Annotated in this window: 10 protein-coding genes, 1 tRNA gene and 3 pseudogenes; 12 read left to right on the top strand and 2 right to left on the bottom strand. The window is 67.5% G+C overall.

The genetic code is table 11. The annotated features are described in order from the left end of the window. Positions 1-116: 116 nt before the first annotated feature. The 4 genes and pseudogenes from ACFV2X_RS32260 to ACFV2X_RS32245 form a co-directional block, all read left to right on the top strand. Entirely contained in the window at positions 117-386 is a 270-nt protein-coding gene (locus ACFV2X_RS32260; protein ID WP_385623278.1) for a hypothetical protein, read from the top strand. Next, positions 379-1,014 carry a DUF6879 family protein gene (locus ACFV2X_RS32255; protein ID WP_385623276.1) on the top strand — a complete coding sequence of 212 codons (636 nt, stop codon included), beginning with the start codon at positions 379-381 and terminating at the stop codon, positions 1,012-1,014. Before ACFV2X_RS32260 ends, ACFV2X_RS32255 begins: the two co-directional genes overlap by 8 nt. 502 nt (positions 1,015-1,516) lie before the next feature. Continuing rightward, positions 1,517-3,436, top strand: coding sequence for a tetratricopeptide repeat protein (locus tag ACFV2X_RS32250; RefSeq protein ID WP_385623412.1), 1,920 nt, complete (start codon positions 1,517-1,519; stop codon positions 3,434-3,436). 399 nt (positions 3,437-3,835) lie between these two features. After that, a pseudogene (locus ACFV2X_RS32245) lies at positions 3,836-4,403 on the top strand (tyrosine-type recombinase/integrase); the annotation flags it as partial. A gap of 71 nt (positions 4,404-4,474) precedes the next feature. Here ACFV2X_RS32245 and ACFV2X_RS32240 read toward each other — a convergent pair. After that, positions 4,475-5,155: a ubiquitin-like protein Pup gene (locus ACFV2X_RS32240; RefSeq protein ID WP_385623274.1), complete on the bottom strand. Its 681-nt coding sequence runs from the start codon at positions 5,153-5,155 to the stop codon at positions 4,475-4,477. A gap of 484 nt (positions 5,156-5,639) precedes the next feature. Here ACFV2X_RS32240 and ACFV2X_RS32235 point away from each other — a divergent pair. The 4 genes and pseudogenes from ACFV2X_RS32235 to ACFV2X_RS32220 all read left to right on the top strand — a co-directional run. Beyond that, positions 5,640-6,731: pseudogene (locus ACFV2X_RS32235) on the top strand (carph-isopro domain-containing protein); the annotation flags it as partial. A 351-nt stretch (positions 6,732-7,082) separates the two neighbouring features. After that, positions 7,083-7,571: an ATP-binding protein gene (locus ACFV2X_RS32230; RefSeq protein ID WP_385623271.1), complete on the top strand. Its 489-nt coding sequence runs from the start codon at positions 7,083-7,085 to the stop codon at positions 7,569-7,571. Between the two features lie 830 nt (positions 7,572-8,401). Beyond that, on the top strand, positions 8,402-8,707 hold the full coding sequence (locus ACFV2X_RS32225; protein WP_385623269.1) for a hypothetical protein: 306 nt from the start codon (positions 8,402-8,404) through the stop codon (positions 8,705-8,707). 37 nt (positions 8,708-8,744) lie between these two features. Then, positions 8,745-9,791 (top strand): annotated as a pseudogene (locus ACFV2X_RS32220) (recombinase family protein); the annotation flags it as partial. 875 nt (positions 9,792-10,666) lie between these two features. Here ACFV2X_RS32220 and ACFV2X_RS32215 read toward each other — a convergent pair. Continuing rightward, a tRNA-Arg gene (locus tag ACFV2X_RS32215) sits at positions 10,667-10,738 on the bottom strand. Positions 10,739-10,997: 259 nt separating this feature from the next. Here ACFV2X_RS32215 and ACFV2X_RS32210 point away from each other — a divergent pair. From ACFV2X_RS32210 to ACFV2X_RS32195, 4 genes are all read left to right on the top strand, one after another. Further along, entirely contained in the window at positions 10,998-11,426 is a 429-nt protein-coding gene (locus tag ACFV2X_RS32210; RefSeq protein WP_078610448.1) for a response regulator, read from the top strand. A 256-nt stretch (positions 11,427-11,682) separates the two neighbouring features. Then, positions 11,683-12,708, top strand: coding sequence for an ArgS-related anticodon-binding protein NrtL (gene nrtL, locus ACFV2X_RS32205; RefSeq protein WP_385623266.1), 1,026 nt, complete (start codon positions 11,683-11,685; stop codon positions 12,706-12,708). A gap of 19 nt (positions 12,709-12,727) precedes the next feature. Continuing rightward, positions 12,728-14,119 carry a diaminopimelate decarboxylase gene (gene lysA, locus ACFV2X_RS32200; RefSeq protein ID WP_385623264.1) on the top strand — a complete coding sequence of 464 codons (1,392 nt, stop codon included), beginning with the start codon at positions 12,728-12,730 and terminating at the stop codon, positions 14,117-14,119. A gap of 123 nt (positions 14,120-14,242) precedes the next feature. Further along, positions 14,243-15,535 (top strand): homoserine dehydrogenase, encoded by a 1,293-nt coding sequence (locus ACFV2X_RS32195; protein ID WP_385623410.1) that lies wholly within the window; start codon positions 14,243-14,245, stop codon positions 15,533-15,535. Positions 15,536-15,581: the final 46 nt, after the last annotated feature.

The following is a 15,581-nucleotide window of genomic DNA, read 5'->3' as shown; positions in this document are numbered from 1 at the left end:
CTGCCGGTGGTGACCATCTGCGTGACGGCCGTGGCGCAACGCTCTCACCTTTGGGTACAGCTCTAGCTACACTGTGTATCCAGTAGCGCGCTCGACCACCTCGACCGGAGGCAGACATGGCCCGTGCCTGGGAGGCTGACCCGTCCGCGTTATTCGAGCGTCGGCTGGGGAGATCAGCCGAAGAGCTGGGGAACTCCGATGGCAATGACGAGTGCCCGGACATCTGGCAGCTCGACAATGGCGATGTTGCTGTGATCGGCAGGGATCTGACAGCCGTTTACCGCACCCGTCTGCCGCAGGGCGTGAACCTCAGTCCGGATGAGCGGCTGGTTGTCATCCCAGGGAACATGCTCAGCGCGGCGAAGAAGGACATCCCGGATGCTTGATCTCCTTGCCCCGGTCCTCGTTCCCGAGCAGGGTGAACGGCTGCCCCGGACCGCCTACAAACAGGATTTCCGGGAACGTGAAGAAGCGATCCGTGACGGGAGTTCCTGGAAGCTGGAGCGTCGGCAGCACTTTGAGGAGCAGGGCAGTCCGAGCCGGGACGCCCTGCGGCGGGGCGACTGGGATGAGGCGCTGCGGCTTCTCGCTGCCCGGCGCGACAGCCTGGCCGCGGCCGCTCAGGCGGAGGCGCGCAGGGGTTATGCCTTTCACCGTGTGCGCGTGATTGAGAAGCCGCTGACACCGTATGTGCAGTGGGAACTCCACTCTCAGCGGCAGCGTGCGCAGTGCGGGCAGAGGATCAGGGCCGTCCCCGCCGAACGGGTGGCCGCCTCGGAGAGCACCTGCCTGCTCCCGGAAGTGGTCGTGCTCGGCAGCCGTACCCTCTTCCAGGTCCTGTACACCGAGACAGGAGTTGCGAACGGTGCGATCCGCTACACCGACCATGATCTTGTGACGCGCTGGGAGAACTACATCAAGGCGCTCTACGCGGCGGGTGAAGATGTGATCTCCTACTTCGACCGTGAGGTGGCGCACCTTGACCCGCCGACGCTGAGCGCAGGAAGGGAGTAGGCCGATCGCCGCGCCAGGCGGAGGGGACAAGCACTCCAGAAGCACCCATTCAGAGCTGTCGGGATCCTCACGTGACGTCGTCCAGGCGAGGAATGTCCACGGAGGCGTCCATTTCCACACGCAGGGCAAGTCGGATCCGGGAAGCTCCACCAGCCCCATCCCACGCCAGTTACCGGCTGACGTACGCGGGTTCGTCAACCGCACCGATGAGCTCGGCGAGCTGAACGCCGTTCTCACCAGCGAGGACGGCGGTCCACTCGTCGTCTCGGTATACGTGATAGCCGGCACCGCCGGCGCAGGAAAGACATCGCTGGCACTGCGCTGGGCACACCAGGTCCGGGAGCGCTTCCCGGATGGCCAGCTGTACGCCAATCTGCGCGGCTACGACCCCGGAGAGCCGGTCGCGGCACGTGAAGCCCTGCACCGCTTTCTGACCTCTCTCGGCGTCCCGGCCGATGCTGTACCGCAGGACCTCGATGCTGCTGCCGCGTTGTACCGTTCGTTGCTGGCCGACCGCCGGGTGCTGGTCGTCTTGGACAACGCGGCCACCGTCGGCCAAGTGCGGCCGTTGCTGCCCGGGAGCGCGCACAGCCTGGTGCTGGTGACCAGCCGCAGCCGCCTGTCCGGCCTCGCCATCCGTGACGGGGCCCGCCGACTCACGCTCGGCGTGCTGCCGGAGCCGGAAGCGGTCGCCTTGCTGCGGGCCGTCACCGCCGGGTACCGGCCGGTGGACGACGAGCGGCAGCTCGCCGAACTCGCCCAGCTGTGCGCACGGCTTCCACTGGCGCTGCGCATAGCCGCGGAACGCGCTGCCAGCCACCCCCACCTGCGGCTGGCCGACCTGATCGCCGACCTGCGCGACGAATCTGCCCTCTGGGACGCCCTCAGCACGGGCGACGACGAGGAAGCCGAAGCAGTCCGCACCGTGTTCGCGTGGTCCTACCGCGCTCTGTCCGAGCAGGCCGCCCGCCTGTTCCGCCTGCTCGGCCTGCACCCCGGACCCGAGTTCGGGCTGCACGCCGCCGAGGCCCTGGCCGGGGCGGCCAGCAGCAGTCGGACCCGGCAGCTGCTGGACTCTCTGGTCGCGGCTCACCTGCTGGAACAGACCGCCCCGGACCGCTACCAGTTCCACGATCTGCTGCGCGCATACGCCATTGACCAGGCCCAGCAAGAGGAGCCGCCTGCCGAGCGGGAGGCAGCCCTGGGCCGGGTGCTGGAGTGGTACCTGCACACCGCCGATGCCGCGCAGAGCTGGATCAACCCCGCCGAGGACCGCCTGACCCTCACCCCTGCCCCGGCCGATGTCAGCCCACTGACATTCCCCGACTACGACGCCGCCGTGGACTGGGCCGAGCGGGAGCACGCCAACCTCCTCCAGGCAGTACGCACGGCGACCGATGCAGGGCATGACCGGCTGTCGTGGCAGTTAGCGGCAGTCCTGTGGAATGCGCAGTTTCCTTCTGTCTCAGGCGCGAGCTGGCCGGCTGTGGGTCGAATCGGACTGGAGGCGGCGGGACGGTTGGGTGAACGCGGCGCGCAAGGCGTACTCTTCACCTGGCTCGGCATGGCCTACACCCGTATCAACCGTCCGGCTGAGAGTCTCGAATGCCACGAGACAGCGCTGACGATCCGGCGCGACCTGGGTGACCGCCTGGGCGAGGCACGCTCGCTCAACCTGATCGGGCTCAATCACCTCCGTAGCAGACGACTCGACGCCGCTGCCCGCTTCTTCGAGCAGGCCATTGCGGGCTTCCAGGAGCAGGACGCCGCCCACTGGGCCGCCACCGCGCTGTCCAACCTCGCGACCACCCACTATCGCGCCGGGCGGCTTTCGGAGGCGGCGACCGTCATCGACCAGGCCCTGGCAGCGCACCGCGCTCTCAGCAACCAGCGCGGCGAGGGCAACATCCTGCGCGTGCTGAGCGACGTCCGGCGTGAGCAGGGCGATGTCGAGGAAGCCTTGGTCTTGGCTCAGGACGCCCTCGACATCGCCCTTGGCCTCCGCAATCTCCGTCTGGAGGGCTTCTGGCTGCTGACTCTCGGCGATGCCCAGCAGGCGAAGGGCCAGTTCCCCGAGGCCCTGACTTCCTATCAGCGGTCCGCCACGCTGCACCGACGCCTCGCGGACCGCAGCCGAGAGGCACTGGCCTGGCAGGGCGTGGGCGAGGTGTACTGCCGACTCGGGCGTCAAGCCGAGGCGGCCGACTTCTACCGTCAAGCCGTGTCGGCGCACCGCGATCTCGGCGATGCGTGGCACCAGGCCCTGGCTCTCGATGGCATGGGCTCGGCCATACTCGACGAAAGCCCGCAGGAAGCGCGTCGGCCCTGGGCACAGGCCCTCAGTTTGCTTGCCGACTTCGGAGATCCCCGCGCAGTGGCGGTACGTGAAGGAATGGAACGTCGGCTGGCAGAAGTCAGCTGAAGCAGCGGTCAGCTTCCGTTCGCTCGGGGCTGCTCAAAGGGGCCCTGCTCGTGCCCGAGCGGCCTGAGGTACGCCCTGGGCGGTCTGGGGTATGACGCGGCGAGGCGGTGAGCGATGCCGTGCTGGCCGTATCGGAGTTGGTGGCGAACGCCGTCGAGCACGCGGTGGGGCCGTATGAGCTGAGGCTGTGCCGCACGGCATCGAACGCCAATTGCGAAGTGGCGGGATAACGATCCGGGATTCCGTCCTTTGCGGTGGTTCCTCCGGTGGAGGAGGGGCAGGGTGGCGATCTGGAAGCGTTGTGCGCGCTGTTGTCGGAGCGCGGACGGGGCTTGCATATCGCGCATGAACTGACCAGAGGCGCCTGGGGAATCTGCCGGTCGCGTTCACAAAGGCACTCTGCGGCCGAGTGAGACGGTTGGGCTCAAGAAGTCTGACTGCTACTTGCCCGAGAAGGGATGGGGCGTGCTGACGTTGCGCGACACACACCCTGTCTCCGGGAAGAAGTGGACGGATAGCGGGGAGCGCCATGACAAGCGCGGACTGAAATCGAGAGAGGCCAAGGAAGATCGGCCAGTGCCTATCCCGCGGCCGCTCGTGGCGATCCTCCGAGCCCATCTCAAGCAATTCGGTACGGCCAAAGACGGGCGGCTCTTCACGAACGAACGGGGCGGTCTGGTGGGGAGCAGCACTTACTGGAGCGTGTGGAGGGAGGCCCGGGAGTACGCACTCCCGCCGGAGGTTCAGGCGTTCATCCTCGGCGGTCGGCCTTACGACCTGCGGCACACCTGCATCACGACGTGGTTGAACGCCGGCAGTACCCGTGGCGGAGGTGGCCCGCCGTGCAGGAAACTCACCAGAGGTGATCCATCGCGTCTACGAGGGCTGTATTTACGGTCAAGAAGAAGAAATGAACAAGAAGATTGAGCCCGAACTCGACTGGCTTGCAAGGAACGACTTCGCGTGAGTTTGGTAGTTCACCCTCGGCTGGGCCTGTCATCTGAGGGTGAACCACTGATTCCTTTTCTCCCCGGTTGCCTATGTGTCGGGGAATCCAATTCCAGCTTCAGGATTTTCCCTCAGCCATTCATCGATGATGCGTGCGATGAGTTGGCTTGGCGTCGGGCTCTCTGGTGTTGCAGCAGTCATCCTAGCGATGATCTGGTAGTGGTCATCGCGCAGTTTGACGGTCTTTAATTCGCTTTCCAGTTCCATGGCAAAGACTGTCCAATGAAAGGCTGTCGCCTCATCCATTGAGTGCTCGATCGATTCTCCTTGGATCAGTTTTCTGGTTCTGTTCCAGGCAATGTGGAGTTGCTGTTCAAGTTGAGGGTCGAGAGTTCCTTCGGTGGTCAAATCCAGGTGTGCCCGAACCATATGCAATGACCGCAGGACTCGTGTCATTGCACTCTTGAACGCTGCCCATGTGGCGCCCGAGATAACCCCATGGGCAGCTGCCAACGCGTAAAACTGCGGATCGAGGAAAGCGGACCATCCTTGGCCGCCTCGTTCCACAAAGCTGCGCACGAAATCTTCAGAATTATCTTGCAAGATATCGTCAATATGGCTGAGGGTGCCATCCTTCGCCGAGTCTGGATTATTACCCCGCTGATCTGCGGGCAATCCGTTGTCCTGTTGGTCCGACATCATTCTCTCCGGCGGTAGATACCCTCTTTGTTCTGTCCAGGTGATCGTCCCTGGAAGTGAGGTGTCCTGCATGTTGTGCGGGCTGTTTAGGGGACGTGTCGAGATCCGTCGGCGACCGCTGTGCTGGGTTGGGCGGCTGGGAGGCCGGCCCAGGCCCGAGCAGCAGTCGTGGCGCTCCGTGACGCCAGCTGGCCGCCCAGGCAGAACAGGCCGTCGAGGGCTGCGTGGAAGAAAGTTCAGTGCAGTTGCGTTGCTGGCCAGCGCCGCAATCCTGGGTAGCGGTACGACTGCCAGCGCGGACCCGGTGCCAAGCGGCTTCGGCGTAGACAGCGCGGCGCCAGTTGTCGCGAACACGGCAACTCAGCTCGTGGGCTCCGCTAGCGCCCCCTTGCCGTCGTCGACATTCCCTGCGCTGCCCCGTGGGGCAACCAGGGTGTCGGCATCGCCCAGAGCTACGCCGCATGCGTTACAGGTCCCATTGCAGGCTGACCTAGCGATCTCGCAGTCGTTGCGCAAGCCTTCGTTCAGAACTCTGGGCAGAGGCTTGTGATGAGCCATGGGGGTGCGCTCGGGGGAACCGAACACCGTGCTCACCGCGTGCCTGGACGAGCTCGGTTGGAGCCCGAAGGCGCTGGCCCGCAAACTGAACCGGGTGTTCGGCGTGGGCACGGTGGCCGAGACGGCCCCGTACCACTGGCGAGACGCGGGTGCCCTGCCCCGTTCGCCACTGCCCGCCATGGCCGCCTATGTGCTATCCCAGGAACTGGGCCGGGCCATATCGGTGGCCGAGCTCTGGCAGGGCCGGGCGGGGGAATCCCCGATGCTTGTTCCGGCCGACACCGATCTCGCGCGTCCCTGGACGGTCCAGGGCCTGGGACAGATCGTGGAGGACTGGGTGCTGGGAGGACTCGTCGACCGGCGACGCTTCCTGGCGATCTCGAGCTCTGGCCTGACCGCTGTCGTAGCCCAGTACCTCGATGGCACGGCCGGGCGTGGGACGTACACACCGCGCATCGCGACAGGGCTGGGAGCGGATCCGCTCGTGGAGCAGGTGGAACAGAACCTGCCCCTACTCCAACTGCTCGACGACGAACACGGTGGTGCCCGTCACCTGCCCTACGTCGGAGCGTAGTTCCGGGCCGTGGGCCTGCTCATCCATGAAGGCGGCCATTCGACCGACGTCGCAACCCGCCTAGTCCGGGCGCTGGCCGAGATCGGCCAGCTCGCCGGATGGATGGCTTTCGATGCCGCTGACCATGGAATGGCTCAGCGGTATTTCGTGACCGCCCTGCGAGCCGCCCACCAGGTCAATGACCTGTCGCTGTGCGCGCATATCCTGGCCGACCTGTCCTTCCAGGCAGCCAGCCGGGGCCATCCCGCTGACGCCATCGTCCTCGGTGAAGCCGCCCGCCGGGCTGGCGACGCGGCCCCCATCGCCGTGCGGGCCTCGGTCCTGTCTCGTTTGGCTTACGCGTACGCGACCGCCGGCCGCACCACCGACTTCGCCCGCACGCGTGGGGCGGCCCGGGAGCTGATCGAGCGGCGCGGCAGTGGGGACGAGCCTCGGTGGATGTATTTCCTCACTGAGAACCACCTCGACTGCCAGGCCGGATACGCGCTGATTCAACTCGGGCGGGCGCAACAGCGTGAGCTCGTCTGCGAATCTGGAATTCCGGGAGTTGACCTGGCCGGGCGAAAAGCTCGCGGACCACTGGGGAATTTTTTAGGGCTGAGAGAGCGTCCCATTGCGTACGAAAGTTCTGGTGGGAGGACGGTTCCGCTCTTGGTGAGGTCGACGGTGTGGTGGTCGCATTCTGGTCGCGATCCCCCTGGAGGCCGTTGTGGCGGTGCCGGTTCTGGTCACATCTGCTCTGCTCGGTTTCTGTCTCATGGCCGGCGGGCCGCTTGCGCTGCCCGGGATGTGGGCTGTCGTAGGACCTGGTAGGGGTCGACATCGCTGTTCCCGGCGTGGGCGTCACGCGGTTCGGAGGGGGCACCGATGAATACGCCGAGCATGTCGGACGGCGCATCAGTCGTGCTGTGGCACTGGCATGGTGGGGAGCCGGGGGCTCTTGCTCGTGCCCGGGCCGCCTTGGAAAATGCCCTGAGTGGTCTGGGGTACGACGGCGAGGCGGTGAGCGATGCCGTGCTGGCCGTATCGGAATTGGTGGCGAACGCCGTCGAGCACGCGGTGGGGCCGTATGAGCTGACGTTGCGCCGAACGGCAACGGACGTCATTTGCGAAGTGGTGGATAACGATCCGGAGATTCCGTCCTTTGCGGTGGATGCTTTGCTTACTCCAGTACGGGAGGGGCGGGGTAGCGGTCTGGAAGCGTTGTGCACGCTGTTGTCGGAGCGCGGGCGGGGCTTGTACATTGTGCATGAACTGACCAGAGGAGCCTGGGGATACCGCCGGTCGGGGGTCACAAAGGCAGCCTGGATCGCCTTGACTTTGCCTGTTGACGGCGAAGGACAGTCCGGGGATTGACGTGCGTCGGCGTGTGGATTGGTCGCAAGTGGCTCGCTGGCATTCCCCCCGTCGTTTCCCTATGCGATTCGGGGGCCGATTCCCCCTCGGCCCTTGGATGCGACGCCCCTTCCATCGGGCCCACCGCAGGCCAGGGGGCACACGAGCCGCGAGCCAGCGAGGGCGACTGTATATCGATAGAGCAAAGCATCTCGATCTACAGGGTCAGGGCGGCCGGGCGTGGGCGGTACGCGTGTTGCCGCGGGCTCGGCTGCCGGGGTGCGGCGGATGTTTTCTCCCTCCGGGATTTGTGTGGGACGAAGGTTCTGAGGGGCTCTGTGGCGGGCTGGTGGGGAGCGGTTCAGGCGCATCCGCACCTGGGGTGCGGGCGCACCTCGGGGGCGGTTCCTGGGGTGCGGGCGGGTGCGCACGCTTCGCGGTTGTGGGTGCTGTGTGCCCAGGGCGGGTGCGGTTGGTCGCGGGGGCCGGGTGCGGGCATCCTAGGCGGCCTGGCGGCTGACGTCGCCGGGTTTGGGTGGCCCGGGTGCACCCCGGGTGCGGTGCACCCCGGTGCCTCGCGGTGGTCGCGGTCGTGCACCCGGTGGCCTGCGCCCGGTGGACATGCACCCGGTGCGGGGAATCGCGCCTGCTCGCGTGTTCGTCCGCGTGGCAAGGTGGACCGTTACTGGCTCGCTGGTGGCTCGGGTAAGGAACTGCCGGGGTCCCGGTGCGGCTGCATGAGGTGCAGCCGGGGAGTGGACCCGGTCTGGTCGGTGGCAAAGCCGTCCCTCTGGAATCTCTATTGATCACGTCAGCTCCAGACGGCCCGATCACAGCACCGGGGGTTCCAGATGACGAACGTCCGCGACACCCGAAACTCTGCTCACTCAACGGAATCCACGGTGATGCGGCGTCGGAGACCCGACACGCAAGATCGCGGCCTTGACGACATCGCCGAGATGGAGCGTCCATGGACGACGACCGTTCGCGACAACGCTGAAACGCGCAGTTCAGAGGGGTTGCGAGTGGTCGTGGAGTACGTCGTTGTCGATGGTGAGGAGGCTCAGGCGCTGGCCCAGCGCCAGGGGGTCGTGATTCGTGAGGTGCTGGAGTGGTTGTACGCCGGTCGCAGCGCCCCGAAGACCGGCCACGCCTGAGTCTCCCCACCCCGGACCCTTGGGAGAGGGACAAGATATGTCAGGCACCCCGCCCAGCACTCGGCCATGGGCACAGCCCGTACCCGGCCGCCCCTGGTCCAGGGATGGCATTCCGGACGCTACGGCGCTTCCGGTGACCGTCCCGGTGGCCTGGCTCGGCCGGACTTCTACAGAAGACGCCCAGGACCCCACCCTGTCGCTGCCCCGGCAGTTGCGTAACGCGAGAGCCGCGCTTCCGCCCGGCTGGGTGATCGTCGCGCATTTCTACGATGTGGAATCCGGCCGCAAGGAGCTGCGCGAGCGGGGCAACTCCCTTGCGCACCAGCAGTTCCAGATTCCCATTCCGCGCGATGGCAGCGTCGCCGATCTGCTTGATGAGGCGCAGCGGCCCGACCGTCGCTTCGCCGCCGTCATCTGCGAGTCCATCGAACGCGTCGCGCGCCGGACCTACTTCGGGACCAAGATCGAGTACGAGCTGGAGCAGGCCGGCGTGGCCCTGTGTGCCGCCGACGAGCCGATCGTCACCGGCCCGCGAGCCAAGCGCGCCACGCCCACGCTCACGCGGCGCGTCAAGCAGGCTGTCTCCGAGTGGTACGTGTTGCAGATGCTGGAGCTGTCGTGGGATGGCTTCATCGAGCATGTCTCCCAGGGCTGGAATGTGGGCAAGCCGCCCTACGGTTACCTCGCGGAGAAGGTCCCGCATCCCGTACCGGCCCGCCGGGCCGAGGGCCGCACCAAGCACCGGCTCGTCCCGGACGCGTCCCGGGCCCCGGCCGTCACCCACATCTTCCAGCTCCGCGGGCTGGACAAGCTCGGATACGACGCCATCGCCGACCGCTTGAACCTGGATTCCGTCGCGTACCCGCCCCCGGAACCGACCCGTCCCGACGCGGCCCTTCACCGCTGGAGCGGATCGGCCGTGCGAGAGATCCTGCGCAACCCCAAGTACACCGGCTACCAGGTCTGGAACCGCCGCTCGACGTCGAAAGGCGGCTGCTACAACGACCCCAAGGACTGGGTGTGGTCCCCGCAGCCCACTCACGAGCCGCTCGTCTCCAAAGAGCTGTTCGACGTGGCTTCCACCGTGGCGCGCAAGCGCCAGGGATCACGGACGACCCACGGGCCCAACTCCCACCCGGCCACCCGGCGTTCCTACGTCCTCCGGTCGTACGTTATCTGCGAGATCTGCGGCCGCCGCATGTTCGGCAAGAACCGCCACAAGATCTCGTACTACGCCTGCCAGATCGACCCGAACGAACACCGGGACAGGCCCTGGTTCCGTGACCATCCCAAGAGTCTGTGGGTCCGGGAAGAGTTCTTGATCACACCCGTCTCCCGCTTCTTCGCCACCCGCGTCTTCGGCCCCGACCGGCGCACCCACCTCAAAGCCGCACTTGAAGCCGCTCGTGTCTCGGATGGACCCGGCGACCGAACCGCAAAGGAACGCGCCGCGCTGGAGCAGGCGATCAAGGCCATCGGCGAGCGCCAGGCCCGGCTCATCCGCACTCTCGCCGACGGCGGGCCCGACCCCGACCAGGAGAGGGAGTTCCGCGACGCGATCCGGCAGGAGCACGCCACCCTCGGCAGGCAGCGCACGCAGCTCGCCGAGCAGCTGGCTTGTCTGGAAGCCCCGAAACAGGCGGCACGCCCCGCCGACAGCGCGGCCCTGCTGGATGCGATTCCGCGCCTCAACATCGACCTTGCCCTGGTCCCGGAGGAGATCCAGCGGCGGCTCTACAACGCATTCGGGCTGGAAGTCCGCTACAGCCGACCCCGCGAAGAAGTGACCCTACGGGTGACGATCCCGGGGCATCTGCTTGACGGACTGGTGGCCGTAACCCGTGAGCTGGACCCATGGAACAAAGAATCGGGCGCCCGCACCGAAGTGCTTGCACCCGATCATGGCACCCAGGACGGACAATCACGGCAAAACCGTCGTATCCATTCCCATTCTCTGGGTGCCCCCGGCAGGATTCGAACCTGCGCACACGGCTCCGGAGGCCGTTGCTCTATCCCCTGAGCTACGGGGGCGGTGTCGCTGTTGTTTGTGGCGACGGGTAGAACCCTACCAGCTTGCTCGGGGTGGTCATGAACGCTTTTCGGGGGTGGCCGGCGGGTGGCCGATTGGGGTGGGTGGTGGGGGTGCTGGCGGGTGTGAGGGGTGGAGAGCGGAGGGGTGTATACCGCATCCGGGGGCGTGGCGGTGGTGTCTTGAGGAAAGGTCCCCCGCACGTGGCGGAAGTGGGCAAAACCCGGACGCAGCGCTGGGTGCGCGCCTACCCTTCGAGATGTGCCTGGCTTGTCCGGCCGGGTCCTTGTCGTCGACGACAACAAGGTCATCCGGCAGCTGATCAGGGTCAACCTCGAGCTTGAGGGCTTCGAGGTCGTGACCGCGGCCGATGGTGCCGAGTGCCTGGAGATTGTTCACCAGGTGCGGCCCGATGTGATCACTCTCGATGTCGTGATGCCCAGACTGGATGGGCTTCATACGGCGTCCCGGTTACGTGCCGATGCGCGTACGTGTCATGTGCCCGTCGCGATCATCAGCGCGTGTACGCAGTACGAAGTGGATAGCGGCAGGGCCGCGGGGGTGGATGCGTTCCTTGCGAAACCTTTTGAGCCTGCCGCGCTGGTGAAGCTGGTGCGTCGGTTGATGACACCAGGCGCCGCCGCTGCGGCGCCTGGGGATGCGGAGCCCGTTGTGGGGCCCACGGGCTGAGTCCGTGGGCCTGGCGGTGGGGGCCGGGGCGGGCTGTCCCCTGTCTCGGTTCCCGCTGTCCAGGTTCCTTCTGTCTTCCTGCCGTCTCGGTTCCCGTGCTCGGTTGTCGGGTCGGGGCCGGGTCGGTTTGGGGTGGGCGGGTGTGTGCTTGTGGTTGTTCCGGTCGTGTTTCCTGGGGCCGTCAGGGCGCATCCTCGCCGTCCGAGGGGCGAAACCCATTCGCGGGGACGCCCCCCTCCTCCCATACGCTTGTGCCGTGACACCCGCCCAGCTCTCCCGCACCGTGCTGCAGACCGTGCGCCGTGCCGTCGAGGCCGACGAGCTGCGGGTGGCTGTGCTGCCGGAGCGGGTGAAGGTGCAGGCTCCGCCGCGGGCGGGGTGTGGGGACTATGCGACTAATGTGGCGCTTCAGCTCGCCCGGTGTGTCGATGGCGGGGGGCCCGCGGTCGCCTTGCGGGTGGCTGAGGTGTTGCGGCGGCGGCTGGTGCGTACGCCTGGGATCGCCCAGGTGGAGATCGCCGGGCCCGGGTTTTTGAACATCACCGTCGAATCCGGCGGGCATGCCGCGCTCGTGCGCGGCGTGCTGGAGCGCGGCGAGGACTACGGGCGCTCGGACGCCCTAGCCGGGACGCGCGTGACGCTTGCGCCTGCGCGGGAGGTGCGTGGGGCGCTGGTCGGGGTCGTCGTGGGGCGGCTTGTGGGCGTTTGCGGGGGTGAGTGCGAGGTGGCCGGCGAGGGTGAGGTGCTTGCCGTGCGGCCCGCTGGGATCAGCGCTGAGGAGTTGCTCAGCCGGCTCGGGTCCGACGCCGCCCATTGGGCGCTGCTCCGGGCCGCCGCGCACGATCTGCCCGATCTCGATCCCGGTCGGCTCCTCGCCCAGCGGGAGAGCAATCCGCTGTTCCGGGTGCGGTACGCCCATGCCCGGGTTCGCGGCCTCCTCAGGAATGGGCTCGATCTTGGGGTTGGTCCCAGTTCCGATGGCGGTGGCGCCGACAGTGCGTACGACCACCCCGCCGCCGTCGCCCTCATCTCCCTCCTCGGCGACTACCCCCGCCTCCTCGAATCCGCCGCCCGCCACCGCGCCCCCGACCGCCTCGCCCGGCATCTGGAAGCCACCGCCGACGCCTTCTTCCGCTTCCACGACGCGTGCCCGCCCCTGCCCCGCGGCGCGGAGAAACCCTTGGCCGCCCACCGTTCCCGGCTGGCCCTTGCCGAGGCTGCCGGGACGGTGCTTGCCGGTGGCCTGCATCTGCTCGGCATCAGCGCACCGGAACATCTGTGAGACACCTGAGAGAGACACCATGAGCCGTTCCGCACACCCCGCCGGGCCCCGCTACGCCGATGTGCTGCCCGAGGGGCACTACACCGCACCGCCCACCGACCTCAACGCACTGGACGCGCGCGTATGGGCCCGTACGGTCGGCCGTGACGCCGACGGCGTGGTCACCGTTGGCGGGGTGGATGTCAAGACGCTGGCCGAGGAGTTCGGGACGCCCGGGTACTTCCTCGACGAGAGCGACTTCCGGGCCCGCTGCCGGGCCTGGCGGGAGGCGTTCGGGGAGGACGCCGATGTGTTCTACGCCGGGAAGGCGTTCCTGTGCCGCGCCGTTGTGCGCTGGCTGAACGAGGAGGGGCTGAACCTCGACGTGTGCTCCGCCGGGGAGTTGGCCACCGCGCTGGGCGCCGGGATGCCGGCCGAGCGCATCGCGTTGCACGGGAACAACAAGAGCGAGGCGGAGATCCGCCGGGCCGTCGAGGCCGGGGTGGGGCGGATCGTGCTCGACTCGTTCCAGGAGATCGTGCGGGTCGCGCATATCGCGGAGCGGCTGGGCAAGCGGCAGCGCGTCCAGATCCGCGTGACCGTGGGCGTCGAGGCGCATACGCACGAGTTCATCGCGACCGCCCACGAGGACCAGAAGTTCGGCATTCCGCTGGCCGGCGGGCTGGCCGCGGAGGCCGTGCGGCGGGCGCTGAAGCTCGACGGGCTCGAGCTGATCGGCGTCCACTCGCACATCGGGTCGCAGATCTTCGACACCTCCGGTTTCGAGGTGGCCGCGCACCGGGTGGTGGGGCTGCTCAAGGAGATCCGGGACGAGCACGGGGTCGAGCTGCCCGAGATCGACCTCGGCGGCGGCCTCGGCATCGCGTACACCTCAGAGGACGACCCCAGCGAGCCGCATCAGATCGCCAAGGCGCTGCGCGACATCGTCCACCGGGAGTGCGAGTCGGCCGGGCTCGCGGTGCCGCGGCTGTCGGTGGAGCCGGGGCGGGCGATCGCCGGGCCGACCACGTTCACGCTGTACGAGGTGGGGACGGTCAAGGAGCTGCCGGCGCTGCGTACGTACGTCAGTGTCGATGGCGGGATGTCCGACAACATCCGTACCGCGCTGTACGACGCCGAGTACTCGGTGGCACTGGTCTCGCGTACCTCCACCGCCGAGCCGATGCTCTCCCGCGTCGTCGGCAAGCACTGCGAGTCCGGCGACATCGTCGTACGGGACGCCTTCCTGCCCGCCGACGTGGCGCCCGGGGATCTGATCGCGGTCCCGGCCACCGGTGCGTACTGCCGCTCCATGGCGAGCAACTACAACCACGCGCTCCGTCCGCCCGTCGTCGCCGTCAAGGACGGGCAGGCGCGCGAGATCGTCCGGCGTGAGACGGAGGAAGATCTTCTGCGGCTCGATGTCGGTTAGTCCAGCAAACGAGTACTAGCTCGGCTGGCGAGAAGCAAATCTCGGATACTGGACCGGGGATAGAAAGTCCCGTCCAGTGAGTGAGACTGGTGCACTACTTAGATGGATGAGAAGCGAGGTCGGATGATGCGTACGCGTCCGCTGAAAGTGGCGCTGCTGGGCTGTGGAGTGGTCGGCTCAGAGGTGGCGCGCATCATGACGACGCACGCGGCGGACCTCACGGCGCGCATCGGCGCCCCGGTCGAACTGGCCGGGATCGCCGTGCGCCGCCCCAACCGGGTGCGCGAGGGGGTCCCGGCCGAGCTGGTGACCACCGACGCGACCGCCCTGGTCAAACGGGGCGACATCGATGTTGTTGTTGAGGTCATTGGTGGCATCGAACCCGCCCGTGTCCTCATCACCACCGCCTTCGAGCACGGCGCCAGTGTGGTGTCGGCGAACAAGGCGCTGGTCGCGCAGGACGGCGCGGCCCTGCACGCGGCCGCGCTCGAGCGCGGCGTCGACCTGTACTACGAGGCCGCGGTAGCGGGCGCGATCCCGCTGGTGCGGCCGCTGCGCGAATCCCTGGCCGGGGACAAGGTCAACCGGGTGCTCGGCATCGTCAACGGCACCACCAACTTCATCCTCGACCGGATGGATACCAGCGGCGCCGGCTACAGCGAGGCGCTGGACGAGGCCACCGCCCTCGGTTACGCGGAGGCCGACCCGACCGCCGACGTGGAGGGCTTCGACGCCGCCGCGAAGGCCGCGATCCTGGCCGGGATCGCCTTCCACACCCGCGTCACCCTCGACGATGTGCACCGCGAGGGCATCACCGAGGTCACCGCCTCCGATATCGCCTCCGCCAAGCGCATGGGCTGTACGGTCAAGCTGCTGGCGATCTGCGAGCGCGCCGAGGACGGGCAGTCGGTCACCGCCCGGGTGCACCCGGCGATGATTCCGCTGAGCCATCCGCTCGCCTCCGTCCGCGAGGCGTACAACGCGGTCTTCGTCGAGGCTGAGGCGGCCGGCCGGCTGATGTTCTACGGGCCCGGGGCCGGCGGTTCGCCGACCGCCTCGGCGGTCCTCGGCGACCTGGTCGCCGCCTGCCGGAACAAGCTCGCCGGGACCACCGGACCGGGCGAGTCCGCGTACACCCGGCTGCCCGTGAGCCCCATGGGCGATGTGATCACGCGCTATCACATCAGTCTGGACGTCGCCGATAAACCGGGAGTTCTTGCTCAGGTCGCCACGGTCTTCTCCGAGCATGGCGTATCCATCGATACGGTCCGCCAGCAGGGGAAGGACGGCGAGGCGTCCCTCGTCGTGGTCACCCACCGGGCGAGCGACGCGGCCCTGACGGCCACCGTCGAGGCGCTGCGCAGGCTGGACACCGTCCGTGATGTCGCCAGCATCATGCGGGTCGAGGGCGAGTAGAGGGTGAGTAGGGAGCAGAGGGTGAGTAGGGGAGTAAAGGAAGATC

It is taken from the genome of Streptomyces sp. NPDC059679, assembly GCF_042734105.1.
In the GTDB taxonomy this organism is placed as follows: domain Bacteria; phylum Actinomycetota; class Actinomycetes; order Streptomycetales; family Streptomycetaceae; genus Streptomyces.
This window is presented reverse-complemented; position numbering and strand designations above follow the sequence as displayed.

Excerpts from the sequence above, each read along its gene's own strand:
- ACFV2X_RS32260 (WP_385623278.1), top strand. The coding sequence starts at position 117 with ATGGCCCGTGCCTGGGAGGCTGACCCGTCCGCGTTATTCGAGCGTCGG.
- ACFV2X_RS32255 (WP_385623276.1), top strand. The coding sequence starts at position 379 with ATGCTTGATCTCCTTGCCCCGGTCCTCGTTCCCGAGCAGGGTGAACGG.
- ACFV2X_RS32240 (WP_385623274.1), bottom strand. The coding sequence starts at position 5,155 with ATGCAGGACACCTCACTTCCAGGGACGATCACCTGGACAGAACAAAGA.
- ACFV2X_RS32230 (WP_385623271.1), top strand. The coding sequence starts at position 7,083 with ATGAATACGCCGAGCATGTCGGACGGCGCATCAGTCGTGCTGTGGCAC.
- ACFV2X_RS32225 (WP_385623269.1), top strand. The coding sequence starts at position 8,402 with ATGACGAACGTCCGCGACACCCGAAACTCTGCTCACTCAACGGAATCC.
- lysA (WP_385623264.1), top strand. The coding sequence starts at position 12,728 with ATGAGCCGTTCCGCACACCCCGCCGGGCCCCGCTACGCCGATGTGCTG.
- ACFV2X_RS32195 (WP_385623410.1), top strand. The coding sequence starts at position 14,243 with ATGATGCGTACGCGTCCGCTGAAAGTGGCGCTGCTGGGCTGTGGAGTG.